We start from the raw sequence: 25,850 nt of genomic DNA, 5'->3' as shown, positions 1-25,850 counted from the left end.
ACTGTGTAGCAATTACTACGCACGTCCCCCATTGTAACCGAACCGCTCAGCGAGTTTATGAGAAGAAATCGCCTACCGAATATGTTCACAGGGATCGTCAGCGACTGAGAGTCCGACTCGCAGTATTTGGGATTGAGACCGAACGGTCGACTGTATGCAACTCGAACGCAAAACGATAGCCAAAGTAATTGCCATCGCGTTCCTGTTCAATCTCATCGTGATGGGAGGCGGTGCGTGGTTTGCCTATCAGGAGGCACCGCCGATCCCCGATGAGGTGGTTGGACCAAACGGTGAAACACTGGTCACTGACGAAGCGATCAAGGACGGCAAAAAGTCGTTCCAGAAAAACGGGCTGATGAACCACGGCTCGATTCTCGGTAACGGTGCCTACTACGGCACGGACTACACCGCCGACGGGCTGGATTTGAAAGTTCAGTTTATGCGTGAGTACTACGCTCAGGAGCGGTACGAGGCCGACTACGAGTCACTGTCCTCGGAACGACAGGCCGCAGTCGGTGATGTCGTCACACAGGACCTCGAAAGCGAGTACGACGGCGGAGCCATCGAGTACAGCGCGGCCGAGGTGTACGCACACGAGCAGGTCCGCGAGGAGTACGTCGACCGCTACCACGAGGGGAGCCACGAGCGCGGTGTCCCCGAAGGGATGATCGACTCCGAAGCCGACGCCGAGCGATTCGCCGACTTCGCCATGTGGACCGCGTGGTTCTCTCACACCGACCGGCCGAACAGCGACCACTCCTACTCGAACGAGTGGCCCTACCAGCCCGACGCCGGAAACGATGCGACCGGCGCGGCGATGACCTGGAGCGTGATCGCCATGATCCTCTTGGTCGGTGGTGCCGGAGGCGGCATTTGGCTGTACAACGCCGTCAAACTGCCAGAGCCCTCCTCGAAGGGACTCTCCGTTCCGAAACCAGGCGAGGTGAGTGTTTTCCCTAGTCAACGAGCGGCGTTACGATTCATACCAGTTGCGGCTGGGCTATTCCTCGCACAGGTGTTGCTCGGGGGGCTACTCGCACACTTCTACATCGAGCGCGCTGGCTTCTTCGGTATCGAGGAGATATTCGGGATTCATATCCTCCAGATACTGCCGTTCGCACTGGCCAAAACGTGGCATATCGACCTCGGAATCCTCTGGATCGCCGCCACATGGCTTGGTGCGGGGCTGTTCCTCCCGCCGCTGTTGACCGGCCACGAGCCGAAAAACCAGTCGACATATATTAACGTCCTGCTTGGCGCAATCGTCGTCGTCACAGTCGGCGGGCTGGGTGGGATCTGGCTCGGTGCCAACGGCTACATCGACGGTGAACTATGGTGGATTATCGGCAATGAAGGGCTGGAATACCTGGAAGTCGGTAAACTTTGGCAGCTCGGCCTGCTGGCCGGGTTCGGACTCTGGGCTGTTCTCTCGATTCGTGGTCTCAAGCCGCTTTTGGATCGTGAGCCGGTCTACGGACTGGCCCACATGATCCTCTATGCTGGCGGCTCGATCGCGCTGCTGTTCACCGCGGGGTTCTTCTTTACCCCCGATACGAATATCGCCGTCACGGAGTTCTGGCGCTGGTGGGTCGTCCATATGTGGGTCGAGGGAGCCTTCGAGTTCTTCATCGTCGCCATTGTCGGCCTGACGTTGGTTTCGATGAACCTCCTGCGTCGACGGAGCGCTGAAAAAGCGGTCGCCCTGCAGGCCCTGCTGGTGATGAGTACCGGTGTGATCGGGGTTTCGCATCACTACTGGTGGGTCGGAATGCCGGATATGTGGGTTCCCATCGGGAGCGTCTTTTCGACGCTCGAACTCCTGCCGCTGGTGTTCATCCTGTATGAGGCGCTCGGTCAGTACAGCGTGCTGTCCGAATCCGATGGCTTCCCGTACAAACTGCCGTTCATGTTCATCATCGCAAGCGGCGTCTGGAACTTCGTCGGGGCTGGCGTGCTCGGCTTCTTTATCAACCTCCCGCTGATCAACTACTACGAACACGGCACCTACCTAACCGTCGGCCACGCCCACGCCGCGATGTTCGGCGCGTTCGGCTTTCTCGCATTGGGGATGGTGACGTACATGCTCCAGCTGTCGATCGAGCCCGAACGCTGGGACGGCTCGTGGCTTCGAGCGGCCTTCTGGTGTTGGAACATCGGCCTGGCGCTGATGGTGTTCGTCTCCGTGCTCCCGGTCGGCTTCCTCCAGCTGGAGGCGGTCTTCACCGAGAGCTACGCCGCCGGTCGCAGTCTCGCCTTCTACAATCAGCCGCTCATCCAGAACCTCTTTTGGGCACGACTTCCGGGTGACACGCTCATCATCGTCGGGACCGTGATCTATGCGGCCGATCTCGTCCGCAAACGGTTCGTCCTCCGGCAGTCGGAGGACGATCCCAGCGTCGACGATATGGCGGTCGCAGAGGGTGTGTTAAGCGACGACTAACCGTCGTTGATGGCTCTTGATTTTCGCAACAAAAACTGGACGACAAGCGTCAGACAGTTGCCTCAAGTTACTGTGACTACTCCGAGGCAGTGATCCGTGTCTCAGACTCGATCGGTGTCGGCAGATCCTCCATGAACCGTTTGATCATCGTCTCCTCGGCTCGGTGGAGTGTCTCACTACAGGTCGACTTGGCGATGCCAACTTTCTCGGCGAGTTCCGTCAACGAACAGGTTCGTGGCGTGTCGTAGTAGCCGTGGTCGACCGCTGCACGCACCAGTTCCCGTTGTTTCTCCGAGAGCAGTTGGCTCGTATGGAGTCGCTCCTGGATGTACTCGACACGGAACTCCAGGCCGAAGTTCCCGAGTTGGGTTCCGAGCTCCGAGAGCCGATCGTGGGAGCCGGTGGCGTCGACGGTCGCCTCGCCGTCGCTGATCGTCACGGGGAACTCGATCGGCATCCCCGAGCTCTGGGCGGCCGACTGCAACAGCGGCGGGCTCACCGTTTCGACCTGGATCGTCGCCTCGCTCTCGGTCTCCTGGAGCACCGAGAGATCGGTGATGTGGTCGTGATCCTCGATCGCCGTCAGGAGCCGGTCGACGTCGGGGGTCGTGAGGCTCATCAGCGCGAATGCGGCATCCGCATCCGGGACTGCCGAGAGGATCTCGAAGGTCGCCGCCGGATACTCCCGCGACACGTCGCCGATCCAGATCCCCTTGGGCAGCGTAATGACCAGTTGCGCTTGTGTCATTGTCCGATCACTCCACACTGTACCGCCCGCCGATCCGGCCGTGGCTCTGTCATAGGAACACGTTCGGGATGGAAAGGGATACCGATATGTACGAACATGTTCGGGTAGCGTGGCTACTCTGTCGACCGGCGGGCCAACACGAGCAGGGCTGTACTGGCCTCGAGAGCGCGTGGCGAGATCTGGTGGTCGCCGTCGAAGCGTGCGACATCGCCCGCAGTCAAAGTATCCGTCTCCTCGCCGACTTGGAGTTCGATAGTTCCAGAAACGAGATACAAGACGATCTCGCGGTCGGGATGGGAGTGTTGTGGGACCTCCTCACCTGCCGAAAGTGTGAGACGGATCGTCTTCGGTTCGGCGTCAGGAAAGACGCGAGCGTGTGGCTCGCCGTCCAGTTCGGAGAGCGTGTGTATAGTTGTCATTCGGTGTCCTCGTGTGGATCGAACTCGCTGGTCTGCAGTCCGGTTCGAACCGGTTCGTGTTCGGCGTCAGTCGGCGGTGGTGCGGTGACGAGCAGCGCCTCCAGTCGGCTGTCGTCGTCGGCCTTGATTCCTCGGTCAGTGTCAGCCTCGACAACGACTATGTCGCCTGCCTCGACGCGATGTTCCGTTTCGCCGTCGCGGACGACGCCGGTTCCCGAGCGGACCTCGATCACGACGTCGCTGCCGGGAGCATGAACCGGGATGAACTGTCCCGGCTCGAAGAAGCCGCAGACGACTTTCATCCGGCCGCTTCGGAACGCTTCGATGGCCGAAAACCGCTCGGCGTCGTAGCTGCGCTCCGCATCGAACTCGATGGTCGTCATCGACATCCCTCCCGCTGTTGCCGATCAGTACGGGTCGACGGTTCGGTTTCGACCCATCGCTTTTTAGGTGTGCCTAGACACATGCGGGTAGAGATGGTCGGAGAAACAGCAAAAGGGTTCACCCGAACACGTTAGGCGCTGTCGACGACGGGACTAGTCCCATTCGAACTGGCCGGACCTCGGACTCAGAACGGTGCGTCCTGCGGGCCGGTCGACCCCTCTTCGGGGAGCGTCAGCCCCTGACGACCAGTGTTGGCCGTGCCTTCCTCGGGATCGGAAATCTCACCGGTCTCCCAGAACGCGGCTTCGACCTCGGCCAACTGGTCGTTGATCGACTCGCTTTGGTGGTGCATCGGGTGGGAGCGAACGCGGACAAGCTCATAGTCGTGGCGTTCGGTGAGGCCGTTCCAGGCCCGGAACGACCCGATAGTCAGCGTGTGGGTCTGTGGGCAGAACGGCGTCGTCGGCGTGAACTCCGCCCGGAGGACCGTGGGGTCGTCGGCCTCCTCGGCGTACCGATACCCCGCGTTCGGATGGCGTGTATCGAGATTCAGCCGGGCGAGGTTGTAATTGAAGGTCATGTCGTAGACGCCGCGCTCCTCGAACAGCTCCTCGGTGAGCGTGTGAACCGCGACGTGGTCCTCGCCGGTGAGTACGGCGTGGCCCGCGAGGAACTCCCCCGGTTCCGGGAGGTGGTCCGGGACGAACGCCGTGATCTCGTCGAAGAGATCGTCGTCCTCCGAGTCGCCGAACGGGGATGGAAAGCCAACCATGCCACATCGTGTGGTCCCTAGAGTCCTATTCATGGTCCCGAATACGTTCGGGCGTGCGGTCCGGATGGGGGACCGAATATATTCGTCCGGAGTGTTTTGCGGGGTCGACCCGATGTGTTACTGGATGACCGACAGAGCGGCCGAACTCCGCGACCTCGTCGAGGAGATCCGCGAGCACGACGCCGTCGACGATGCGTTCGTCGCCAAGAGTTTCACCGACCGGTTGGTCGTTGTGGATCTCCACTGTGACCAGCCGTTCCCGGAAGCGCTCGAATCAGTTCTTCGGGATTCCGGGCTTCGCGGAGCCAACACGGTGTCTGCCGACGACGACACCGACCGTTCGTTCGCCGGGAGTGTCGGGAATACCACCCGACACCAGTTCATTGATATGCAAACCCGTGGGGACCACCAGTCGTACGTCGTCGACTGACGACCCACGACGCGGGTGGCACTCGGTCAGTCAACGCGTCAAGGCAGCCGATCAGTCGACGTAGTAGCACCGATCAACCGACGTAAACCCGCGTTACGTGGCCGCCACAGCCACACTGCTCGATATACTCGTAGTCGACGTCCGCCTCTAGGTCGTCGAGGGCCTCGTAGAGGTACTCCGACGGATGGCCGTTGGTCCCGTGAGTCACGAGGTTCACGTGGTAGCCGGGGGCCGTGTGGTCGACCGCCTCGAGGGCCTGCGCGACGACGAGCTCGCGGTCCTCGGCGTGTTGTGGTCCTTCAAGATTTGCCGACCACGAAGTCTCGTGGGTGCGGTCGGTGATCGGGTCGACGTTGTCGTGGTCATGGACCGGTTGTGCCATGGCTGGCGCTTGGAGTCAGTTTATAAAAAGAACTGATGCGAATATGTTCCGGTCAACTCCCATATGGCTACAATCGTATTCGGTCGGTATGGTTCAGCTCTCTTCACAGGTCGCGCTTACTGTCGTCATGGGAATCGTTTTTATAAGTATCGCCGTTCTGCTATCGCGTCGACAGCCACAGTCCGTTCCCTCCGGCGGGGGCGAGTTCGTCGGCTCCGAGGAGATCGGCGGGGAGAAATTGCGTGGACTCCTTCGGTGGGTGACGACCGTCGACCACAAGGACATCGGGCTCCTCTATGGCGTGTTCGCAGTCATTTCCTTCGCGTGGGGCGGGATCGCGGTCGTCCTCATGCGGTTCGAACTCATTACCCCTGCGTCGGACCTGTTGGGCCGGTCGACGTACAACGTCCTGCTGACCAGCCACGGCATCACGATGCTGTTCCTGTTCGGGACGCCCATTTTAGCCGCCTTTGCCAACTACTTCATCCCGATTCTGATCGGGGCCGACGATATGGCGTTTCCCCGAATCAACGCCATCGCCTTCTGGCTGTTGCCGCCGGGGGCGCTGCTCATCTGGGGCGGCATTATTCTGAACCCGGTACTGTCGGGCGTCGAGGGCGCAGCGACCGCCTGGACGTTGTACACGCCACTGTCGATCCAACAAGCGAACCCTGGCTTGGATCTCATGATCCTCGGGCTCCACCTGTCGGGAGTCGCCGCAACGATGGGGGCGATCAACTTCATTGCGACCATCTTCACCCAGCGCGGCGAGGACGTCACGTGGGCGAACCTCGATCTGTTCTCCTGGACGATCCTCGTTCAATCCGCCCAGATTCTCTTTACATTCCCGCTGCTCGGCAGTGCGCTGATGATGCTGCTGGCCGATCGGAACTTCGGGACGACCTTCTTCGCCACCGACGGCGGGACGATCCTCTGGCAACACCTGTTTTGGTTCTTCGGTCATCCCGAAGTCTACATCCTCGTGTTGCCGCCGATGGGACTGATCAGCTACATCCTGCCGCGGTTCGCGGGCCGAAAACTGTTCGGCTTCAAGTTCGTCGTGTATTCCACTCTCGCATTGGGTGTGCTCTCGTTTGGCGTCTGGGCCCACCATATGTTCGCCACCGGCATCGACCCCCGACTTCGGGCCTCGTTCATGGCGGTCTCGATCGCGATCGCCATCCCCTCGGCAGTCAAGGTGTTCAACTGGATTACGACGCTGTGGAACGGCCGGATTCGGCTACGGACGCCGATGCTGTTCTGTATTGGCTTCATCGCTAACTTCATCATCGGCGGCGTTACCGGCGTCTTCGAGGCGGCGATCCCGGTCGATCTCGTGCTACACGACACCTACCACGTGGTCGCCCACTTCCACTACGTCATCATGGGGGCGATCGCGTTTGCGGTCTTCGCAGGCATCTACTACTGGTTCCCGCTGTATGCCGGACGGTGGTACCAGGCGACGCTCGGCAAGGCCCACTTCTGGCTGACGATGGTCGGGACGAACCTCACGTTCTTCCCGATGATCCTGCTGGGATACGGCGGGATGCCCCGTCGATATGCCGCCTACGCGACGCCGGTCGGCCCGGTCGACTACTTCACGCTGTTGCACCAGCTTGCCACCGTGGGCGTGGTTCTACTGGTCGTCGGCCAGTTGATCTTCGTCTGGAACCTCGTGAGTTCGTGGCTCGAAGGAAAACGCGTCGACAGCGACGACCCGTGGAACCTCGAACGCGACGATCAGAACACCCGCGAATGGCAGTGGTTCGCCGAACAGCGAGCGGCGGCCCTCACGGTTACAGACGGCGGCGAAGAAGCCGACTGAGACGGAGTACCAGGCGAACATTATCGGGGAAACCAGTACCCCCCCTCGGCCCCGATAGGCCGGATATGGCAGCAGACACCACCGAGGAAGCCGCTCAAACCGCAGACACGACTGGGAGCGACGACCCGACACGGACAGTCGACGCACGGACGATCAACGGCGAGCCGTTTAGCGATATTATGGCCGCACTAACGGACCTTCCGGAAGACGGCACCGTGTTGCTGATCAACAGCTTCGAACCCAAACCACTGTACTCCGTTCTCAAACGGAAGGGATTCGAATACGAAACCACGCAAGCGACCGACGACGAGTGGCGGGTGTTGATCAGCAAGGCCTGACCCACGTCCCGAATATATTCGGGAGACGAACCATACTGGGGGCGTGTCTTTTGAACAGTGTATGGCAGACACGACACTTGATGTCCGTGACATTCCACCATCGAAGCGACATCCGAAGATCCACGCCGCCTTCGAGGACCTCGACTCCGGCGAGGCACTGACGATCATCAACGACCACAACCCCAAACCCCTGTTCTACGAGATGCAGGCCGAAGTCGACGCCTTCGACGAGGAGGCCTACGAGGTCGACCAGCGCGAACCGAACGAGTTCGCCGCGACGTTCCCAAAGAAGTAGGCTACTGGGCAGTCCAGATCGCCGTCACCACACACTCCTTGACTTCAACTGTTTCGTAGTCGTATCCCCGGTCGGTTAGTTCGGGAAAGAGGTGTTGTGGTGCCCGATCGTTCAGCTGAACGAGTACTGTTTCCGAACCGAGTTCGACCAATCGCTCCAGCGTTTTCTGTAGCGGTTGTGGCGGCGGTAGCTCCCGTGCATCGATCGTCTCCCGTGGGCTCTCGGATGGAGCATCGGTCTCCGCCAACACGCTGTCTATCTCAACCATATGTCGACTCGTTGCCGAACACATAGGGGGATACTCCCGAAGATGTTCGATTCTGACTGCGATACCAGGGACGAACATATTCGGCAGTCCGTTTTACCGGATGGCCTCACAGAGTTACTTCGCGGAGCATCACCGTTCGAGAATGCAGTAGTGACCGCAGCCTCAGTACACCGCCGATTCCGAAGACCAATCCGATATGAACCCACGAGATATCGATACGACACAGCGACCGTTCGTTCTTATTTGGGAGGTAACCCAAGCCTGTGAACTCGCGTGCAAACACTGCCGCGCCGACGCACAGGAGCGTCGTCATCCCGACGAACTCTCGACCGAGGAGGGGAAACAGCTCCTACAGAACGCCCGCCAGTTCGGGGACGGCCAGTTGGTAGTGCTCTCCGGCGGCGACCCGCTTGCTCGGGATGATACCGTCGACCTCGTCGAGTACGGCACCGAGATCGGCCTTCGGATGACACTCACGCCCAGCGGCACGGGGTCGCTCACCCGGCGTCGGATCGAGACGCTCGCCGACGCCGGACTCCGACGGCTGGCCCTCAGTGTCGACGGCGGGTCGGCAGCCGTCCACGACCGCTTCCGGCAGGAACAGGGCAGTTTCGACCAGACCATGCAGGCCGCCGAGGCAGCCCGCTCCGCCGGGCTCCCGCTCCAGATCAATACAACCGTCTGTGCGGAGACGGTCGACCAACTGCCAGCGATCCAGGAGTTGGTCGCGGAGCTCGGTGCGGTCCTCTGGTCGGTGTTCTTCCTCGTCCCGGTCGGTCGCGGTCGAGTCCTCGATCCCATCTCGCCGGAACGTGCCGAGGGCGTAATGGAATGGCTTTGCGATGTCGCTGCCGATGCTCCGTTCGGGGTCAAGACGACCGAGGCACCCCACTATCGGCGTGTCGCACTCGACCGACGGGCAGACGGGAGTGCGACGAGCACACCGTCGGCCGACGGGATCGGTCGACGGACGGGTATCACCGCCGGGGACGGATTTGCATTTATCAGTCATCGTGGCGAGGTCTACCCCTCGGGGTTCCTCCCGAAGTCGGCGGGCAACGTCCGATCGGAGCCAATCACCGAGATCTACCGCAGCTCGGAGCTGTTCAGTTCCTTGCGGGATTCCGACGCACTGCGTGGGAAGTGTGGAGCCTGTGAGTACCGCCACGTCTGCGGCGGCAGTCGGTCGCGGGCGTTCGCCTACACCGGCGATCCGCTCGACTCCGATCCCCTCTGCAGCTACGTGCCCGAGGGGTACGATGGGCCGCTGCCGACACAGTCGGAGCCAGTAGTCGACCCGACAACTGCCGACTGAGTGGATGGATACACAGACGATATGGACCACCAACAGACTGCTGTCGGAGAGGGCGACGGCGCTGTCGACCCCGAAGCGGTCAAACAGTCGATTCGAGCCCACGGCGAACGAATCAAACAGCAGGAACTCCAGCAGGCGATGAATCGCCTCGAAGCACACGGAACGCTAACGGCCGAGCAGCGGCGGATCGTCGACGAGATGGCGACGGCCATCCTCGATGAAATCCTTTCCTCACCCGAGTCCGTCCTCGAAGCCGACGATCACGACCCGGAGACGGTTCGGACCGCAGTCGACCTCTTCGATCCCAAAGCCTGAGATCGGCTCGAATATATTCGGGACTATTCGCAGGGATGTTGGGTCCCAACAGCGCAGTATGACCGTTGTTCCGAACGACCTCGACACCGCCAATCAACCGCCGATGCGGGTTCCGCTTCGCCACTTTCTCGTCGGGCTCGGCTGTCTTCTGGGCGGGGTCCTCATCGGTATTGGAACCGCGTTCGGCCAGTTTTCGGCGTTGCTGACGCTTGCACACGTCCATCTCTTGTTGGCTGGGTGGATCTGTATCACGATTATGGGCGCGATGACGCAGTTCGTTCCCGTCTGGTCGGGCACCGAACTCCACTCCCGGCGACTGTCGACGCTCCAACTCTGGGCTGTTACAGTCGGTCTGCTCGGGTTCGCCGGAGCACTCGCAACTGGAAGCCTCGGGATCGCACCGGTCTTCGCTGCGATCCTCCTCGGTGGGTTCTGGATCTTCGTCTACAATATCGGCCGTACGCTTTGGGGGCAGTCCGCCTACGACGTTACGGAGCGTCATTTCGCTCTCGCACTCGGATTTCTGCTCCTCACGACGACACTCGGACTGTTACTCGCCATCGATTTCACCCGCCCGCTGTTCGGTCCCGAAACGGTGACACGAACGGCTGTGATCCATGCCCACGTGACACTCGCTGTGTTCGGTATCGTCATCACAACAGTCCTCGGTGCACTCTACCAGCTGGCGACGATGTTCACCCAGACCAAACTCCACGGGGTCGACCGCCCGCTTCGAGCGTTCGAAGCGGTCGGCTACCCAGTCGGTGTCCTCGGGCTTGCGGCCGGTCGACTCCTCGATTCCGCGCCACTCGCCACTGTTGGTGGGCTGCTCATGGTAGTTTCCCTCGCCGGATTCAGCATCATCCTCGGTCGCCGTCTCTACGAGACGCAGATCGACTGGACGCCGATGTGTTCGCGGTACGCCGTCGCAACGGTCGCCCTCGGCGGCTGGGCGATCCTCGCGGCTCCGGCGTGGATCGCCGATCCGCTCGCACGGGAGGCGCTGTTCGGCGGCCCGCGGACGCTGTATCTGCTCGTACTCGGCGTTATCGGTTTCGTCGTGCTCGGTACGCTCTACCACATCGTTCCGTTCATTATCTGGGTCGACCGTTACAGCGACCGACTGGGCTACGAGCCGGTACCGATGATCGACGATCTCTATGACGACCGACTCGCAGCGACCGATTTCGGCCTGCTGTCGGTGGGTACGATCGGTCTCGTCGGTGCTGCCTGGCTCGATGTCTCCTCGACCGTTACCGTGACGAGTGGCGTCGTCCTGCTGGCGGGTATCGTCGTATTTGTAACCAATATCCTCGGTGTGATCCACAACCACAGCCCCGATTCGCTGTCGAAAATCCTCGGTGGACGGCTCGCGACGGTTGTGAGCCAGCCAGCAACGGATGGGAATACTGATCAGTAGGATGTCTATATTGATTTCGAATTCACCAGTAGCGGTGGGCAAAGTGAGTCTGTTACAATTGATAAAAGGGAGTTCACTGTCGCGGTATGTCGGTTACGCAATCGGGGTTTCGGGTGGCGTACTGATGGTGGTGTATGGCCACAGTGAGTAAACCCGTCTCAAGATGGGGCCGTGGATTCGTTGTGGCCAGTACGATCTGGCTTGTCGTCTGGCAGCTCGCTGTCCTCGTCGGTATCACTCGACGATCCTCGGTTACCCTCGGGTTGTTCGGATTCGTCTTTCACATGGTGTTTGGAAAGGCCTACTCGCTCATCCCGTCGTACTTCGACCGGGAGTTGGCAGTCCCACAGGCACCAGCGTTACATCTTCCACTCGCTGTCGTCGGGACGGCGATGCTCACAGTGGCACCGCTCTCCGATCGGCTGGCTTCGGTCGGTGCCGTTCTGTGGACCGCCGGGGTTTGTATCTTTCTGGGGATTCTCGGCTGGACGCTCCGTGACAATCCTACCGGCCGCGAAACGGGGACGGGTGAGCATAACGCCGAGCGGCGGTCGGTCGACCGGATGGCCAATGCCGTGCTTCCCATTGCTCTCGCGTATCTGGCCGTTGGAACGTATGGACTGCTCGCCACGCAGCTGCCACTACCCACAGGGTTCGATGGGTCGGTGCAACGACTTTCCCACCTGCTGGCGGCTGGCACTACTGGCCTACTCGTCTTTGGAATCGGATTCCGTCTTCTGCCACGGTTTCTCGGAGCGACTCCCCCGGAGTGGCTCGTCGCCCTCGTGTTGTCGACCGGCGTTCTCGGTCCAGGACTGATCGCTGCTGGTCTCCCCAGTGGCAGACTGCTCCTGGTAGGTGCACTCTTCGAGACTGTTGCCCTGACCGGCTTCGCCGCCGGTTTCGGCTGGCTCTTCTACCGGAGCGAGCGTCGTCGGATCGGTTTGCACGGTGTGCTCGGCGGGGCATTGGCTGGGTTGGCCCTCGTCGGTCTGGGTGGGTTGTTCGCGCTGGCTCCCGGCTATCGGTCGACCCTCCTCGTTACCGCTCACTATCGACTCGCCATCTTGGGATTTCTCGGCCTGACGATCGCCGGTATCGGGTTCCAGTTTTACCCACCCGGAATCACACGGGTTCCTGCAGCCGGTGATCGGTTCGCGACTGGGGTACTGGTCGCACTGGCTGGTGGACTCGCCGTTGAGGTGAGTGGGTACCTGATCGATACTGAGAGCCTGGTGATCGTCGGCCAGACGCTCGGCGTTGCCGGGGCCATTGGATATGCATATCTCCTAATCGGGCTGTTCTTCAGACAAGCAGCACAGTAAGCGATCCCTCCGTGACTGTCTTCTGGTCAGTAATTACCTCTGAAAGCTGGGTTTGTCGTGTTCTCCGCGAAGCATTTCAACGGCTGTTCACGTCAGTAACTGCCCAGACGGTACTTTGGATGGCATTACCGAGAAAGTATCCGATGAGACCACATAGAATGGCAACCTCATACGAATACACAGTGAGACCGACACCGCCTGCAATACTGCCGAATACAACCGGGGCTATGAGACCGTTTGTGGACATGGTAGATGAAACCAACATGGACGTATTCGATTTGTGGCGAATATATTCGGTTGTACTGCCCTTCAGTAGTGAGGGTTATCGTTTTGAACAAGCGTTAGGTACTGGACTGTATACACGCCCGTATGGATCTACAGAGGCTCGTGGTCGACGAGTCGGTGTCGACACTTTTCCCACCAGGGGTACTGCTCGATGAACTGAACGACACGCCGATCGAGACGACAGTTTTCGACGAGTCGGTAGATCGTCTCTCCCCGGATCAGGGTGTCGTGACGTTCGACTACCATGAGGCGTTCCTCGATTCCGGGTGGGTTCACTGTGTGCTCGCGGGCGTCGACCAGTTCCCCTTCGAACGGTTTCAAGACGAGAGTACCCCTCTCACGAACAGTACTGGCATCCACGGAGACGCGATCGGGGAGACTGTTGCGGGCTACGTTCTCGCATTCGCCCGGCGGCTTCACCAACACATCGGGAATCAACAACGGAGGGACTGGTCACAACCCGACTGGGACGAAGCCTGGACAGTCGACGGCGAAACAGCTTGTGTCGTCGGATTGGGTAGTCTCGGGCGAGGCATCGTCGACCGGCTCACTGGGCTCGGTCTCGATGTGGTCGGCGTTCGTCGGACGCCGACGCCGGAACCGGGCGTCGAAGAGGTCTATACGCCCGACGACCTACTAGAGGCCGTCTCGGAGGCTCGATTCGTCGTGTTGGCGGTCCCACTCACCGATCGGACGAGGGGGATGGTCGACGGGGAAACGTTTGCAGCAATGGACGACGATGCGTACGTTATCAATGTCGGCCGCGGGGGCGTCGTCGACCAAGCCGCACTCGTGACTGCACTCGAAGACGACCTGATTGCGGGGGCTGCACTGGACGTCTTCGAAACCGAGCCGTTGCCCGACGCCTCGCCCCTGTGGGGGATGGACGACGTGATCGTCTCGCCACACTGTGGAGCCTTCACCCGGGACTACTGTAACCATGTAGCAGCACTCGTCGATGAGAACGTCTCCCGGATTCGTGACGGAGACGATTTGGTCAATCGGGTCGTATGAGGAGTATCCTGTTTTGGACACCCATTGTCTCTAATTTAGTTCGATGTAGAGTGTTATGAGAGTAAGGGGACTGGTGTCCACATGAACTAGTTGGTATCAAAACACTTGGTCAGCTAGCCCGTAGGGAACAAATTCGCACTGGATATTATATATACACGAACATCATCTTCTAATGATGCTCGAACCTGGCGATACAGCACCGAATTTCACCGCGACGCGTGGTACAAGCGATCATGAACCGTTTGAACTCGAAGAGACGCTCGGCGATGGCCCCGTTGTGCTTGCGTTCTTTCCGGGTGCGTTCACACCTCCCTGTACGAACGAAATGGTTGCCTTTCAAACCCGACTTGATGAGTTTCAGGAGGCTGGAGCGACGGTGCTCGGTGTGAGTGCTGACTCCCCGTTCGCCCAAGGCGCGTTCCGCGAAGAACACGGTATCGAGTTCGACCTCATCAGCGATATGGCAGGCGAAGCTATTCGCACATTCGATCTTGAAATCGATATCGAAGATCTCGGCCTACATGGGATCGCAAACCGGGCGGTGTTCGTTCTTGATGAGGACGCTACGATAACAGACAGTTGGATTGCAGACGATCCAACGAACGAACCGGACTACGAGGAACTGCTTGATGCGGTGCGAAATATATAGCTCAGACAGAATTCGAGACAGAGAGACCAGTCAAGTGTAGTTGTATACCGAGCTTCATCAGAGACTCCAGTGTCGCTTGTTGGTCCGCAAATGTAACTGGATTCGACCGAGAACACATTGAATCGTCCGAATTCTGCCATAGAAGGAGAAGAGATACTCATTTTTAAAACTGAGCGAGGATACGCACGCTTGACCGGCGTGGACTACGGCTTATCGTTAAACACCTCTGAATTCTCTTCGCCCGTGACGTTGACCGTCGCCAGACAGCCCTTCCGTGCGACCCGCGTTAGAGCGTGGTCGACGAGTTTGATCGTTCCAGGAACCGGGAACTCCATTGTGGCGATGGTCGTACTCCCCGGTGGGACGGGTGTTGTCTGGATATTGGTCTGAGGCGTTGTGCTGAGCGATCCCTGTGGATACATGTTCTTCCAGACGTTGCCAATGGGATGGAAGCTGCTCGTGATGTTCGGTCCCCCGTTGACGAAGTAGACACGAGCTGTGTCACCCGTTTTGACTGTTGCGGCGTGACCGTGAACGTCGGCAGTCATCGCGTATTTCTCACCGTTCATCACCACGTAGGTAGGATTCTCCGTCAGCAGCGAATCCACATCGAAGGCGTGGTGGCCTTCCTCGCCGACCTCTCCCTTCGTGTAGAGGCCGTGTTGACCAAGGTAGATCTCGTGGTCGACATCTGTGAGTCCACCCTGTGGTTCGACGAGGATGATTCCGAACATCCCCGCGCTAATGTGCATATCCATGTTCTGTACCGCACAGTGGTAGATGTACGCGCCTGGGTAGGTCGCTTTGAATCGTAGCTGTGCGGTTTCGTCCGGCGCGGTTGTCGTTGCCTCAGCACCGCCGCCCGGTCCGTACACCGCGTGGTAATCGACGTTGTGCGGCAGATTACTGTCTTCAGGGTTCTCGAAGGTGAGGTTGACCGTATCACCCTGCCGGACCCGGACCATCGGTCCTGGAACTTGACCACCGTAGGTCATGTAATCGAATGTGACGCCCGGTTCGATTTCGGCAGTTACCTCCTCAACAGTGACTGTATGGTCGTGTTCTCGTGGTTCGTCCCAGTCGACTGGGTCGGGAATATCAGTTGGATCGGCAGCCACACGATCCGTGTCTACTGCTTTGGCGTCGGGGAGTCCCTCATCGGCCGTCTGCTGGGCCGAACCGTCGACAGTGCCCTCGCTACCGTTCGGTGCCGACGATCCCAGACAGCCTGCGACGACAAACGATCCACCGACAGCCGCAGTTCGTAGGACCGTTCGACGGTTGGGTTGGTTATCCATGGGATTTCCTCCAGCTAAATCTCGCGCAGAGAATTGCTTCAATCAATGGTGTAAATACTTCTGACTGAGAACAACATCGAACATAATCGGTCCAACGTAATTAGTGGGAACGTATATACTGACAGGTGAGGAGCGCGATCCGAGTAGTTGTCGTATGTTCACTGAAACAACAGATCCTGAAATATTAACTCCCTGTTTGCAGGTATGACTAATTAGAGGCGAACATATTCGACCATAGTATTGTTTCCTGAGAATACAAGTTACCTGTTTTGGTAGGAGGGTGAGACCCACTAACTGATGGCACCATCCAAATACAGTCGACGGGCCATTGTGAGCACCACGGGTATCACAGCAATCACACTGTTGGCTGGCTGTACGTCTAGCAATGCCGATGCAGGTGATAACACCGAATCAAACGGAGACGACAGTACAGCGGGCGGCTCGGATGAGCTGACCTACCTAACCGAGGAGCCGGAGTATGACGGATGGTTCGATGAAACGGATAACTATGATGGGACAGTTGACCTGACCGGACAGGACGAAGTGACGGTGGCGGTCGGCTACGAGCAACTGCTGTTCGATCCAGCAGCGATTGCCATCTCGCCGGGAACGACCGTTACGTGGAAGTGGACTGGCAACGGCGGCCTTCACAACGTCTCCTCCGCGGGCGATGGGCCACTGAATAGTGAAACCGTCGAGGAGGAAGGCCATACCTACCAATACACCTTCGAGGAATCCGGAACGGTTCTCTACCAATGTGATCCTCACGCCACTCTCGGTATGAAGGGTGCAGTCTACATCAGTTGATATATTAGCGGATCTATTCGCGACCGTCTACGCTCAACGAATCGAGATCAGCACGTGTATTCACGTTCTTGAGCCGAGTGTCGACAGCGAACGGTTGGTGTTCTCCAGGACGTACTTCAACGGACAGTTCCGATACGAGTGTGGTCACTCGGCGGCAGTCCGCTGAAAGCAGGTTGTCGGCGGCTACTGCGGTCGGTTCCGTTCGATACCGGCCACAGAGCGGTTGCGTCCGTCCCGAAGACGCGAACAAGACCGCCTCCGCATCCGTTTCCCCATCCAATGCCTCCAGTGTCTGCGTATCGATGCCTGGGAAATCACAGCCGACCACGTAACTCCACAGTGTATCTGCTTTGTGTAACCCATCACGGATGCCTCCAAGCGGTCCGACAACCGCCTCGTCGACGACGACCGTCGGGTCGTATCCGTGGCTCCCGAGGGCCTCTCGAAGCGGTTGCTGTTGGGACGCCCGACAACTGATGAGCAACGCATCACACGACGCCGCCAACGTCTCAGCAACATGGACGATCAACGGTCGACCTGCAAGCCTCGCGAGGGCCTTGTCCCCGTCAGCAAACCGCCTCGAGTGGCCGCCTGCGAGAATCACTCCCGTCGTCATCCTAAGGACGGACGGTACGCACCAGCCACGTTTCGGGGTTCTGTTGTTTCACCGCAAACGTGTCGAGTTCCTCGATGCCGTCGGAGAGGTCGACGAGATGTGACTGTAACGGCGAGGGGTCACGATCACTAACGACGTACATCGGTTCGCCCGACTCCAGTTCGGCGAACTCGTTTTCGATAGCGTCGTACCGGTTTTCGGCGTTCATTCCCCTGATATCCAACGCCTCCGGCGGCACGTCGACCGACCAGATGTCATCATATCGTTCGGAGACCGCATCGCCGAGGCTCCGCAACGACGCAGGCAACTCCTGGTCGGAGACTGTCGGGAACTCCTGGAGCGTTTCGTCGAACGGTAACTCGGCCAAGACGGGTCTGTTTAGTGCAGCGATGGGATCGCCGTCGCTGAACAGATCGTGGGGCTCGCCACAGTTATCGCAAATGAATTCACCCATGTTCGAGACGACCCCCAGTACGGGGACGTCGTTTTCCTCGAACAGCTGCAGGGAGCGGTGGGTATCCGAGACGGCGGCGTGGAACGGCGTCGTGACGAAGACGACGCCATCGATGGGCACCGCTTCCAACGTCGTCAGCGCAATATCTCCCGTTCCCGGCGGGAGATCAATGATAATGGTGTCCGGATCGTGCCAGCTGGTCTCCTCGAACAGTTCCGACAACGCATCGTGGGCCATCGCCCCGCGCCAGGCCAACGGGGCCGAGTCGGACATCAATCCGACGCTCATGATCTCGACCCTCCGTTTTTCGACCGGGATCGGGTTCCCGTCATCGTCGGAGTGGACCGGACCACTCACCTCCATCAGTTCCGGAACGTTTGGGCCGTGAATGTCGGCATCGAAGAGGCCGACCGAATCGCCAGCCGCAGATATGGAGCGGGCGATCCCTGTGGCAACGGTCGACTTTCCGACGCCGCCTTTCGCGCTGGCGACCGCGATCACACGGTCGGCCGTCCCGATCCCGGCCGTTCGACCATCCGTGTCGGGTCGGGATGGGACCTGCTCGACGTGGGCACGCCGCACCCCGTCGACCGCCGAGGCGGCTTTCATCAATGTGGCCGTTACCGATTCGGCCTCCTGTGGCGGGAAATCGTGGAGGTCGACCTCGATGATGACCGTGCCATCGGTCGTGTGGATGTTTTCGATCAATCCGGCCTCGAAGACGGAGACGTCCGCCTCGGGGTCCCGAACGGTCCGCAGTTCGGCTTCGACAGCGTTCTGTAGCGCCTCGTCTGTGGTTGGTGTCGGTGACATTAGAAATCGGGTTGCTTGTTCAGTCGGCTCTTGGTTGGATCGCCGCCGGTCGACCCTTCGGTCCCGCCGGTGAACTGTCGGCGGAACGCGCCCGAATCGGCTTCGAGTGACCGCGCGGCGGTCGATCTGACGACCTTCGGCTCTGATTCGTCGTCCGCAATCTCCTGGAGCCGGGTTTCGGCCTGCTCACCGGGGATTCCCGCGAGCAAGTGGGCAGCCCACTCCCTGACGCGCTCGCTTTCGTCGTGGGTTTGCTCCAGGAGGATCTCCTCGGTTTCGGTGCCGCGGAGCTTGAACAATGAGACGGCCGCGTTTCGTCGCACGGCGTGGTGGTCGTCCGCAAGCGAGGCCTCAATCGTCGACGCGTATCTCTCCCGGTCGATCTTGTCGAGCGCAATAAGCGCCTCGGAGCGAACCCACGGGTTCGGGTCCGAAAGGGTCTCTGCGGCGGCACTGGCGGCACGCTCGCCGCCGAGATCGCCGAGTGATTCCACCGCGAACTGTCTGACGTCCTCGTCATCGTCAGCCAGCCCGATCTCGATGAGTGCGTCGAGGACGAGGTCTGCGGGGTCTTCTTCGCCGAGGGCGAGTGCGGCCCGCCGCCGGTCGACGATATCATCGGATTCGAGATCGGCGACCTTTTCGACCGCTTCCGTACCAATGAGCGGAGAGATATCGGTCGCCTGGAGCTCACGCGGTGTCGCCTCACCGATCGTGACATCGCGGCCCACCTCGATGTCTTCCAACCCCTCGGATTCCTCGCCGAATCCAGGACTCTCCTCGGGATGGACGCGTGGATCTGTCGGGCCATCTGTCGCCTCCTCCGGATCCCTCATGCGAACTCACCTCGCGGGGTGGCTATCGAGTCACGACAGAGGATAATGGTAAATCCGATCACGAGTCCAGCTGCGCTTTCAGGTGTCGTAGAGACACCAGAAAACAGACAGAGGCCGCACCCAGCGACCGGAAGCACAGCACGATCCCGAAGACCTGAAGCCAGCGCCGCAACCACACCAGCGACCGCGATAGCAACACCGACGACAGGGATATTTGTAATCCCGAAGCCGACAAGCAGCGTCGCACCAGTGGCAAACGGAGCCGAGGTACCGGCCCCAACGAGACCTAACGCGGCGATGATCCCCACGAGCAGTGAGGGACGGTCGACCGGCAGTTCGAGCCCGAGCAGGGCGATGGCGAGTAATGTAGCCCCGACGCCGACCGTATGGCTACCACCCGGGGCGAGTCCGACCGTCCGCCCCAATGAAAGGGCAATACCGAGAATTGCAGCACCGACGAGCAGTAACTGTCGGTAGGTATCGGCATTCAGGTCATCACTGACAGCGCCAAACAACGAGAGGGAGCCACCGGTACTGACACCGAGAACGGCCGGGAGTCCCGCTGCCGGTGATATCGCACCCGCAATCACGAACGCCGCAGTAAATAACAGCCCGACTCTCACCGGGGAACTCTCAACAGTCACCGCAACTGCAGTGGCGGCCGCAGCCAAGGTAAATGGTGTTGTAACTGAGAAGAAACTCCCAATGAGGGACGTTCCAGCTACCGGTTCATACGGAAGGTTTCCCGCGATTGTGAGAACAGCCCCTCCCATAACGGACACCGCAGCAGCGACCGCAGTTACCGCAATCACTGACCCCTGTCGGGAGAGGACGTGATCTATGAAAGTCCGTCCGTGACGGTCGCTGCTGATCATCGGTTCGTTACTCATCAGTCGATCCTCCCTCACGGGTGGTTGGCTCCTCGATCTCTCGATGTGCCAACTCCTCGATGTCGGCTTTCACAAGCCGCTCGACGAAGTCGGCGGCGCGACCGAAGATCCCGGTTCCCGATTCGTCCTCGACGGCGTCGGCCAACCCCTCGGCGAACACGCGGAGATGCCGGTCGTGGAAATCGAGCCGTGCTGCGGCGACCCCCGGATCGACGGCCGCCTCGCGCCGACAGAGATAGCTCATGAATTCGAGTTCCAGTTTGAGGTGATCGTGGTTGCGCCGTATCTCCTGGTCGACTTCACAGCCGAAGAACTCGTATGCCCGAGCCAGATCGAGGTTGACCTCGTTCCAGGAGATCTCCGAGCGGTAATCGGACTCGTAGAGCGACACCGGCGGGCCGTGGTTGTTCATCGTGCCGTCGGTTTTGTCGACGACCTCGGAGTAACCGATGACGAACAGATCGTTGAATCTGGCCGACACCGTTTTGTGATCTTCAGCAACGGTGAAATCCGGTGGCTCGACCGACAGCGTCGTGTGATCGAGGAGCGTTCGGCACTCTCGGGTCACGGTCCCGTTGGCCAACAATGCATATAGCTCGTCGTCCGGATCGGTGAAAATCCGACTACAGAGGGCATACAGTGCCCCCCGGGCGCTCGGCTCCTGGTCGACGCCGTCCGGCAGGGTAGCGGGCCGATAGGTGAGTATCTCGCTGTCTTCGACAGCCATGATTACTCATCACCCCGTGTCCGCCGAACCCCTTCGATAGTCACGATCGTCGTCAGCACGATCGCCACGCCAGCGATCACCCAGAGGAATCGCTCGTAGGCGGGCGGGCCGGAACTGACAGCCAACCGGTGCCACTGACTGGCAGATTTCTGTCCGGCGACCTCCATGTTTGACCCGTTCCAGACCGCAACGGCGACATCGAGATCAGCGTCATCCCGTGGGATCGTCGTCCGGGACGAATCATCCGACCCCGGTAGTAGCGCGAACGAGCTATCGGGATCGAGTGGACGAGAGAACACGACAAACCATCGCCCGTCGGCGTACTCCTGTTCGGTACGCAACTGGCTTTCTTCGAACGGCGTTGTCGACCCCGGCCCACCGGCAAGCAGTTCCTCCGAATTTCCGCTTCCCGACCAGTACCAGACGTTGACCGGATTGTCGGAGCTCCCCATAGCGATCGGCGGCTGTTCGTCACTGTCGGATGGGAGTTGGATAGCGACGTTGTCGTCGAACTCACGGACAGTTGAATCGGAGGTGTCTCGTGTCGGATCTGCCCACGAAGTCCGAACGTAGATCCGCTCGTCTGTGCGGACCGACGCCACCTGCAGCTCCTCGACGGTCACGTCATTGGCCGAGGGAACATCCGCCCCGGCACTGCTGAGTGGGAGCGTCGAAGTCTGGACGTCGTCCCAACCACCCCCGGTCGGCGAGTCGAACCCGTCGGACGTTTCCACGAACTCGACCGGAACCCCGGGTTCAGTCTGGGCCCCGACAACCGGCGGCAGGAGGACGGTTCCCCCTGCAACAACGGCCGCGAGCGCGACGGCCAACAGCAACTCGTTACGCTTCATCGAACACCTCTAACCGGTACTTTTCGGATCGATCACTGTTCAACAGTTCCATCAGTTCGCTCTCGCCCCCGTTTCGAACCCGCTGGCGTTCCCGGTTGATCGTGTCGAGGGCGTCGTTCACTTTCGGCCCGAACAGCTCTTCGAGGTACTCCCGTGGGATACGCTCCTCGTCGGTCGACTCGCCATCTTGGGTGTGTTTCGGTGGAGCGAACGGCGGGATGTAGTAGACGTTCGGCTCCGTCCGGAACTCGGGATGCAGCCGCACGGCAACTTCGTACTCGTTGACCAGTTTGTGGATCGGCCCCTGTTCGTCGTCGAGATAGCCGACCATCCGGAGCTGTGGCGGACAGTCCTCCGCACACGCCGGGCCGCGAACCTCACCCTCCGGGCCTTCGCCCTCAATACGGGGATAACAGAAGATGCACTTTTCCGACTTCTTCTTCATCGCGTTGTAGTAGACCTTCTTGTACGGACAGCCCTCGACACAGTAGCGGTAGCCGCGACACCGATCCTGATCGACGAGGACGATGCCGTCCTCCTCACGCTTATAAAGCGCGGAGCGCGGGCAGGCTTCGACACACGAGGGGTGCGTACAGTGGTTGCAGATCCGAGGCAAGTAGAAGTAGTAGGAGTTGGGGTACTCCCCGGCACCCTCGTCTTCGTCCCAGTTGGGGGCCCAGTCGGCGGCGTCGTCCATAGGCCGGAGCGGTTCGTCGCTCCCCTCGTACATGATCTGCTCGTGGTTGAAATCCCACGGCGCGCCGTAATCCTCTTGCTCTGGAAGCTCTCCTGGAGTCCGTTCTTCGCCCTCGTCGTCCCAGCCGCCGCCCAACTCCTCCCAGTCCCGTGGGTAGCCAGCGCCGGGTTTGGTTTCGACGTTGTTCCAGTACATGTACTCCCGGCCGCCGCTGTCGGTCCAGTTCGTCTTGCAGGCGATGGTGCAGGTCTGACAGCCGATACACTTGTTCAGATCCATCACCATCGCGACCTGATGGTTGACGCCCTCCGCGAGGTCGACCGTCTGGCTACTGTCGGTGTGTGAGCTCATTCGTTGGAACCTCCGTTACTGTCGTCACCACTACCGTCCGCAACCGGCTCGACGTCGACGCGAACGTCGCTGTTGACACCGGTCGGCCCCCAGTAGTTCGGCCGGAACTCCAGATGCTCGCCGGTGTCTTCGGGATACTGAATCAACTGTGTGGGTTTCATATACAGCGGCACGAGCGAGTTGAAGTTGCCACGGTCGGGGAACTGGAACCGTTCCCACGCGAAGTACATCCGCGCCGTGCCGGGTTCGCCGCTCGGATACCGTTTCGCCTGCACCTCGATGCTTCCGAGATCGTTGTAGAGGCGCACCGTATCGCCGTCTTCGATCCCCCGGTCGTCCATATCATCGGGGTTGAGGTGGACGACCGGTTCGCCCCGCTGCAAGCGAAGCATCTTTTCGCTGTCGCGCCACGTCGAGTGGATCGACCACCGGCCGTGCGGTGTCGTGTAGTTGAGCGGGTAGTCGGCCCTGTCCTGGAGCGTCGGCGGCTCCTTGTACGTCGGGAGTTCCTCGCCGAGTTCGAGATACCAGTCGTGGTCGATGTAGTACTGCTGTCGACCGGTGAATGTCGGCCACGGGTTTTTGTCCTGGACGTACCGTTGCCACGGCGTATAGGGCTCGTTCTCGACGAGATCGGACGTCCAGTGGTCACCGACCGCTGCGACCCGCTGTGGCTGCTCATCGATATCGTCGAAGGTAATCTGTTCGTCGCTGTTTGAGGGGTTGGTCTCTTCCGAATGTTCGAGGATGTACTCCGCGGCAGCTTTGTCGTCAGCTAAGGCGTCGGCCTCGTCGTCCTCCCAGTTCCGGACGTAATCGTCGTGGACCGATTCGAGATCGATCTCCCTGTCGAACTCCCGGTCCGGAACCGGGTCGACGTCGTCGCGCTGTTGGGCGAGCTCCTGGATCTTGGCGGCGAGCTCGCGGAAGATCTGCCAGTCGGTTTTGGCCTCACCGAGCGGCTCGACCGCGGGCGTGAACGGATGAACGTAGCTGTGCATATCCGTCATCGACAGATCGTGTTTCTCGTAGTGGCTCGCGGTCGGCAGCACGATATCCGAATACATCGCCGACGAATCCATCCGGAAATTGATGTCGACGATCAGATCCAGTTTCGGCCAGAGCTGCTCCTCCACCGCGACGTTGCCCTTGGCCTGGTTGAAGTAGTTCCCCCGCCAGATGAACATGAGTCGTGGGTCCGGTCGGGAGCCGTCGGCGCGTTCTTCGGGATACACCGGCATCCAGTCGTTGTCGATCGCCTCCTGGACGCGCTGGGTGGTCTCGGGGTCAGCATTGTCAAGCACGTCGCAGTGGTAGTAGGTCCACAGCGTCGTCGGCACGTTGCGACCCGGAACGGGCGAATTGAGCTTACTCCAGCCCTCGTAGGTCCAGATCTTCTCCTGGCCGACATAGTGGTCGAGCCCCGTCCCCTTCCGGCCAAGGTTCCCGGTGAGCGTAACGAGCAGCTGTATCGCGCGGTTCCCCAGATCGTTGTGGTACCAGTCGTTGACACCCTTCCCGTGGATGATCTTGGCGCGATCCGCCTGCGCGAACTCGCGAGCGACCTCCTGGTAGGTCTCGGAGCCGACCTCGGTTATCTCGCCGACCGTCTCCGGCGTGTAGTTCGAGAGTTCGTCGCGCAGGTTGTTCCAGACCGACCGGACCTCGACCTCGCCGTCCGTCGTCGACACACTCTCCTCGACATTGAGCTGTGGATCGAAGTCGAGTTCGATACTCACCGAGTCGTCGTGTTGCCCGTCGCGCATCCCGAGCGATCCCGGTGCGACCCGGAGGTTGCCCTCCGCGTCCTGCATGACGAATACGTGGTCGGATCGGTCTGCATCCACGCTGAGGCCGTCGACCTCACTGGCACGGAGGAACTTGCCGGTGTCTTCCCTGACGAGCAGCGGCATATCGGTCTGTTCTTTCAGGTGGGCCTCGTCGTACAGCTCCTCCGAAACGATGGTTTGGGCCATTCCGAGGGCGAGTGCCGGATCGCTCCCGGCATCGGGACTGAGCCAGTCGTCACAGTGGATTGCCGTCTGTGAGTAGTCCGTGAAGATGCCGACGCGTTTCGTCCCGTTGTACGCCGCATCCAGGAAGTATTTCGCGTCGGGAATCCGCGTGACGTTGATGTTCGAGCCCCACGCGATGATGTAGTCGGCGTGGTACCAGTCGGCGCTTTCGGCGTTGTCCGTCTGGGTCCCCCACGTAATCGGCTGGCCCGGCGGCAGGTCCGAGTACCAGTCGTAAAACGAGTGGGCGACTCCACCGAGCAGCCGTGTGAGTCGGGTACCACTAGCGTAGGAAACCGGTGACATCGCGGGAATCGGCGTGAACGCGCTGATCGCGTCGTACTCCTCGTCCTGAACGGCATCGATCACTTCTTCTGCGATTTCCGTCAGGGCGTCGTCCCAGCTGATCCGCTCCCATTTCCCCTCGCCTCGCTCCCCGGTTCGGCGTAAGGGATGGAGGACCCGTTGATCCGCATTGACGTAGTCCGAGTAACAGGCCCCTTTCTGACAGCCTCGCGGGTTCGGGTTGGGGGAGTCCTCGTCGAAAACTGGATAGTCCGCCGCCTGATCCTCCCGCCAGATCTGTCCGTTGCGGACGTACACCTCCCACGAACAGCTGCCGGTACAGTTGACGCTGTGTGTGCTGCGAGCCGTCGAATCCCAGTCCCACTGTTCGCGGTAGAGGTCCTCCCAGTCGCGATACTCGTAGGAGCCGATCGGATCGTCGACGACCTGCAGCCCGTCGGTTTGGAGGAAACTCCCGCCAGCGGCCACACCGAGTCCTTTGAGGAACTCCCGCCGTGACGTATCTGTCAGTTTGCGTCCGTCGCTTCCGTCGCGTCGATCGTCCGTGTGATTGGTATCTTGCATA

At 60.2% G+C, this 25,850-nt stretch carries 27 protein-coding genes; 12 read left to right on the top strand and 15 right to left on the bottom strand.

The window, feature by feature from the left end; all coding sequences use genetic code 11:
• Window positions 1–154: 154 nt before the first annotated feature.
• Complete coding sequence (locus NO877_RS10535) at window positions 155–2,440, top strand: nitric-oxide reductase large subunit (protein WP_256396299.1); 2,286 nt, start codon at window positions 155–157, stop codon at window positions 2,438–2,440.
• A 76-nt stretch (window positions 2,441–2,516) separates the two neighbouring features.
• Here NO877_RS10535 and NO877_RS10530 read toward each other — a convergent pair whose 3' ends face one another.
• The 4 genes from NO877_RS10530 to NO877_RS10515 form a co-directional block, all read right to left on the bottom strand.
• Entirely contained in the window at window positions 2,517–3,188 is a 672-nt protein-coding gene (locus NO877_RS10530) for a helix-turn-helix domain-containing protein (protein ID WP_256396298.1), read from the bottom strand.
• A 113-nt stretch (window positions 3,189–3,301) separates the two neighbouring features.
• The gene (locus NO877_RS10525) at window positions 3,302–3,607 is read right to left on the bottom strand and encodes a cupin domain-containing protein (protein WP_256396297.1); all 306 of its coding nucleotides are present in this window, start codon (window positions 3,605–3,607) and stop codon (window positions 3,302–3,304) included.
• On the bottom strand, window positions 3,604–3,990 hold the full coding sequence (locus NO877_RS10520) for a cupin domain-containing protein (RefSeq protein ID WP_256396296.1): 387 nt from the start codon (window positions 3,988–3,990) through the stop codon (window positions 3,604–3,606). Before NO877_RS10520 ends, NO877_RS10525 begins: the two co-directional genes overlap by 4 nt.
• Before the next feature lie 185 nt (window positions 3,991–4,175).
• Window positions 4,176–4,763, bottom strand: a complete 588-nt coding sequence (locus tag NO877_RS10515) for a DUF7998 family protein (protein WP_256396295.1) — start codon at window positions 4,761–4,763, stop codon at window positions 4,176–4,178.
• Window positions 4,764–4,887: 124 nt separating this feature from the next.
• On the opposite strand from NO877_RS10515, the gene NO877_RS10510 reads away from it, so the two are divergent.
• On the top strand, window positions 4,888–5,193 hold the full coding sequence (locus NO877_RS10510; protein WP_256396294.1) for a hypothetical protein: 306 nt from the start codon (window positions 4,888–4,890) through the stop codon (window positions 5,191–5,193).
• Window positions 5,194–5,266: 73 nt separating this feature from the next.
• Here NO877_RS10510 and NO877_RS10505 read toward each other — a convergent pair whose 3' ends face one another.
• Window positions 5,267–5,575, bottom strand: coding sequence for a CGCGG family putative rSAM-modified RiPP protein (locus tag NO877_RS10505; protein ID WP_256396293.1), 309 nt, complete (start codon window positions 5,573–5,575; stop codon window positions 5,267–5,269).
• An 88-nt stretch (window positions 5,576–5,663) separates the two neighbouring features.
• Between NO877_RS10505 and NO877_RS10500 the strand changes: the two genes are divergently transcribed.
• From NO877_RS10500 to NO877_RS10490, 3 genes are all read left to right on the top strand, one after another.
• Window positions 5,664–7,400: a cbb3-type cytochrome c oxidase subunit I gene (locus NO877_RS10500; protein WP_379827495.1), complete on the top strand. Its 1,737-nt coding sequence runs from the start codon at window positions 5,664–5,666 to the stop codon at window positions 7,398–7,400.
• Window positions 7,401–7,465: 65 nt separating this feature from the next.
• Window positions 7,466–7,738, top strand: coding sequence for a DUF2249 domain-containing protein (locus NO877_RS10495; protein ID WP_256396292.1), 273 nt, complete (start codon window positions 7,466–7,468; stop codon window positions 7,736–7,738).
• A gap of 61 nt (window positions 7,739–7,799) precedes the next feature.
• Complete coding sequence (locus NO877_RS10490; RefSeq protein ID WP_256396291.1) at window positions 7,800–8,033, top strand: DUF2249 domain-containing protein; 234 nt, start codon at window positions 7,800–7,802, stop codon at window positions 8,031–8,033.
• Window position 8,034: 1 nt separating this feature from the next.
• Here the strand turns inward: NO877_RS10490 and NO877_RS10485 are convergent, their stop codons facing one another.
• Window positions 8,035–8,301: a DUF2249 domain-containing protein gene (locus NO877_RS10485; protein ID WP_256396290.1), complete on the bottom strand. Its 267-nt coding sequence runs from the start codon at window positions 8,299–8,301 to the stop codon at window positions 8,035–8,037.
• 196 nt (window positions 8,302–8,497) lie between these two features.
• Here NO877_RS10485 and NO877_RS10480 point away from each other — a divergent pair, with 196 nt between their 5' ends.
• The 6 genes from NO877_RS10480 (at window position 8,498) to NO877_RS10455 (ending at window position 14,624) form a co-directional block, all read left to right on the top strand.
• Window positions 8,498–9,616 carry a TIGR04053 family radical SAM/SPASM domain-containing protein gene (locus NO877_RS10480; RefSeq protein WP_256396289.1) on the top strand — a complete coding sequence of 373 codons (1,119 nt, stop codon included), beginning with the start codon at window positions 8,498–8,500 and terminating at the stop codon, window positions 9,614–9,616.
• Between the two features lie 21 nt (window positions 9,617–9,637).
• Window positions 9,638–9,931 (top strand): glutamyl-tRNA reductase, encoded by a 294-nt coding sequence (locus tag NO877_RS10475; RefSeq protein WP_256396288.1) that lies wholly within the window; start codon window positions 9,638–9,640, stop codon window positions 9,929–9,931.
• Window positions 9,932–9,989: 58 nt separating this feature from the next.
• Window positions 9,990–11,351 carry a heme-copper oxidase family protein gene (locus NO877_RS10470; protein ID WP_256396287.1) on the top strand — a complete coding sequence of 454 codons (1,362 nt, stop codon included), beginning with the start codon at window positions 9,990–9,992 and terminating at the stop codon, window positions 11,349–11,351.
• A gap of 182 nt (window positions 11,352–11,533) precedes the next feature.
• Window positions 11,534–12,676 (top strand): hypothetical protein, encoded by a 1,143-nt coding sequence (locus NO877_RS10465; protein WP_256396286.1) that lies wholly within the window; start codon window positions 11,534–11,536, stop codon window positions 12,674–12,676.
• Window positions 12,677–13,045: 369 nt separating this feature from the next.
• On the top strand, window positions 13,046–13,975 hold the full coding sequence (ddh, locus tag NO877_RS10460; RefSeq protein WP_256396285.1) for a D-2-hydroxyacid dehydrogenase: 930 nt from the start codon (window positions 13,046–13,048) through the stop codon (window positions 13,973–13,975).
• A 175-nt stretch (window positions 13,976–14,150) separates the two neighbouring features.
• The gene (locus NO877_RS10455; RefSeq protein WP_256396622.1) at window positions 14,151–14,624 is read left to right on the top strand and encodes a redoxin domain-containing protein; all 474 of its coding nucleotides are present in this window, start codon (window positions 14,151–14,153) and stop codon (window positions 14,622–14,624) included.
• A gap of 203 nt (window positions 14,625–14,827) precedes the next feature.
• Here NO877_RS10455 and nirK read toward each other — a convergent pair whose 3' ends face one another.
• Complete coding sequence (nirK, locus tag NO877_RS10445) at window positions 14,828–15,922, bottom strand: copper-containing nitrite reductase (protein ID WP_256396284.1); 1,095 nt, start codon at window positions 15,920–15,922, stop codon at window positions 14,828–14,830.
• A gap of 297 nt (window positions 15,923–16,219) precedes the next feature.
• Here nirK and NO877_RS10440 point away from each other — a divergent pair, with 297 nt between their 5' ends.
• The gene (locus tag NO877_RS10440; RefSeq protein ID WP_303646947.1) at window positions 16,220–16,729 is read left to right on the top strand and encodes a halocyanin domain-containing protein; all 510 of its coding nucleotides are present in this window, start codon (window positions 16,220–16,222) and stop codon (window positions 16,727–16,729) included.
• Window positions 16,730–16,742: 13 nt separating this feature from the next.
• Here NO877_RS10440 and mobA read toward each other — a convergent pair whose 3' ends face one another.
• The 8 genes from mobA to narG are packed head-to-tail and all read right to left on the bottom strand — an operon-like array spanning window position 16,743 to window position 25,849.
• Window positions 16,743–17,345: a molybdenum cofactor guanylyltransferase gene (gene mobA, locus NO877_RS10435; RefSeq protein WP_256396282.1), complete on the bottom strand. Its 603-nt coding sequence runs from the start codon at window positions 17,343–17,345 to the stop codon at window positions 16,743–16,745.
• A 1-nt stretch (window position 17,346) separates the two neighbouring features.
• A complete protein-coding gene (locus NO877_RS10430) occupies window positions 17,347–18,612 on the bottom strand; it encodes a P-loop NTPase (RefSeq protein WP_256396281.1) in 1,266 nt (421 codons plus the stop codon).
• The gene (locus tag NO877_RS10425) at window positions 18,612–19,448 is read right to left on the bottom strand and encodes a HEAT repeat domain-containing protein (RefSeq protein WP_256396280.1); all 837 of its coding nucleotides are present in this window, start codon (window positions 19,446–19,448) and stop codon (window positions 18,612–18,614) included. The genes NO877_RS10430 and NO877_RS10425 overlap by 1 nt, the downstream gene beginning before the upstream one ends.
• A complete protein-coding gene (locus tag NO877_RS10420) occupies window positions 19,445–20,338 on the bottom strand; it encodes a DUF8068 family protein (RefSeq protein ID WP_256396279.1) in 894 nt (297 codons plus the stop codon). The genes NO877_RS10425 and NO877_RS10420 overlap by 4 nt, the downstream gene beginning before the upstream one ends.
• A complete protein-coding gene (locus NO877_RS10415) occupies window positions 20,331–21,065 on the bottom strand; it encodes a molecular chaperone TorD family protein (RefSeq protein ID WP_256396278.1) in 735 nt (244 codons plus the stop codon). The genes NO877_RS10420 and NO877_RS10415 overlap by 8 nt, the downstream gene beginning before the upstream one ends.
• A 2-nt stretch (window positions 21,066–21,067) precedes the next feature.
• Window positions 21,068–21,916, bottom strand: a complete 849-nt coding sequence (locus NO877_RS10410; protein WP_256396277.1) for an ethylbenzene dehydrogenase-related protein — start codon at window positions 21,914–21,916, stop codon at window positions 21,068–21,070.
• Window positions 21,906–22,964, bottom strand: a complete 1,059-nt coding sequence (gene narH / locus NO877_RS10405) for a nitrate reductase subunit beta (RefSeq protein ID WP_256396276.1) — start codon at window positions 22,962–22,964, stop codon at window positions 21,906–21,908. Before narH ends, NO877_RS10410 begins: the two co-directional genes overlap by 11 nt.
• Window positions 22,961–25,849, bottom strand: coding sequence for a nitrate reductase subunit alpha (narG, locus tag NO877_RS10400; protein WP_256396275.1), 2,889 nt, complete (start codon window positions 25,847–25,849; stop codon window positions 22,961–22,963). The genes narH and narG overlap by 4 nt, the downstream gene beginning before the upstream one ends.
• Window position 25,850: the final 1 nt, after the last annotated feature.

Origin of the sequence: Halohasta litorea (assembly GCF_024494645.1) — an archaeon.
GTDB lineage: Archaea > Halobacteriota > Halobacteria > Halobacteriales > Haloferacaceae > Halohasta > Halohasta litorea.
The sequence above is the reverse complement of the archived record's forward strand: the minus strand, read 5'-3'. Positions and strand labels throughout refer to the sequence as shown.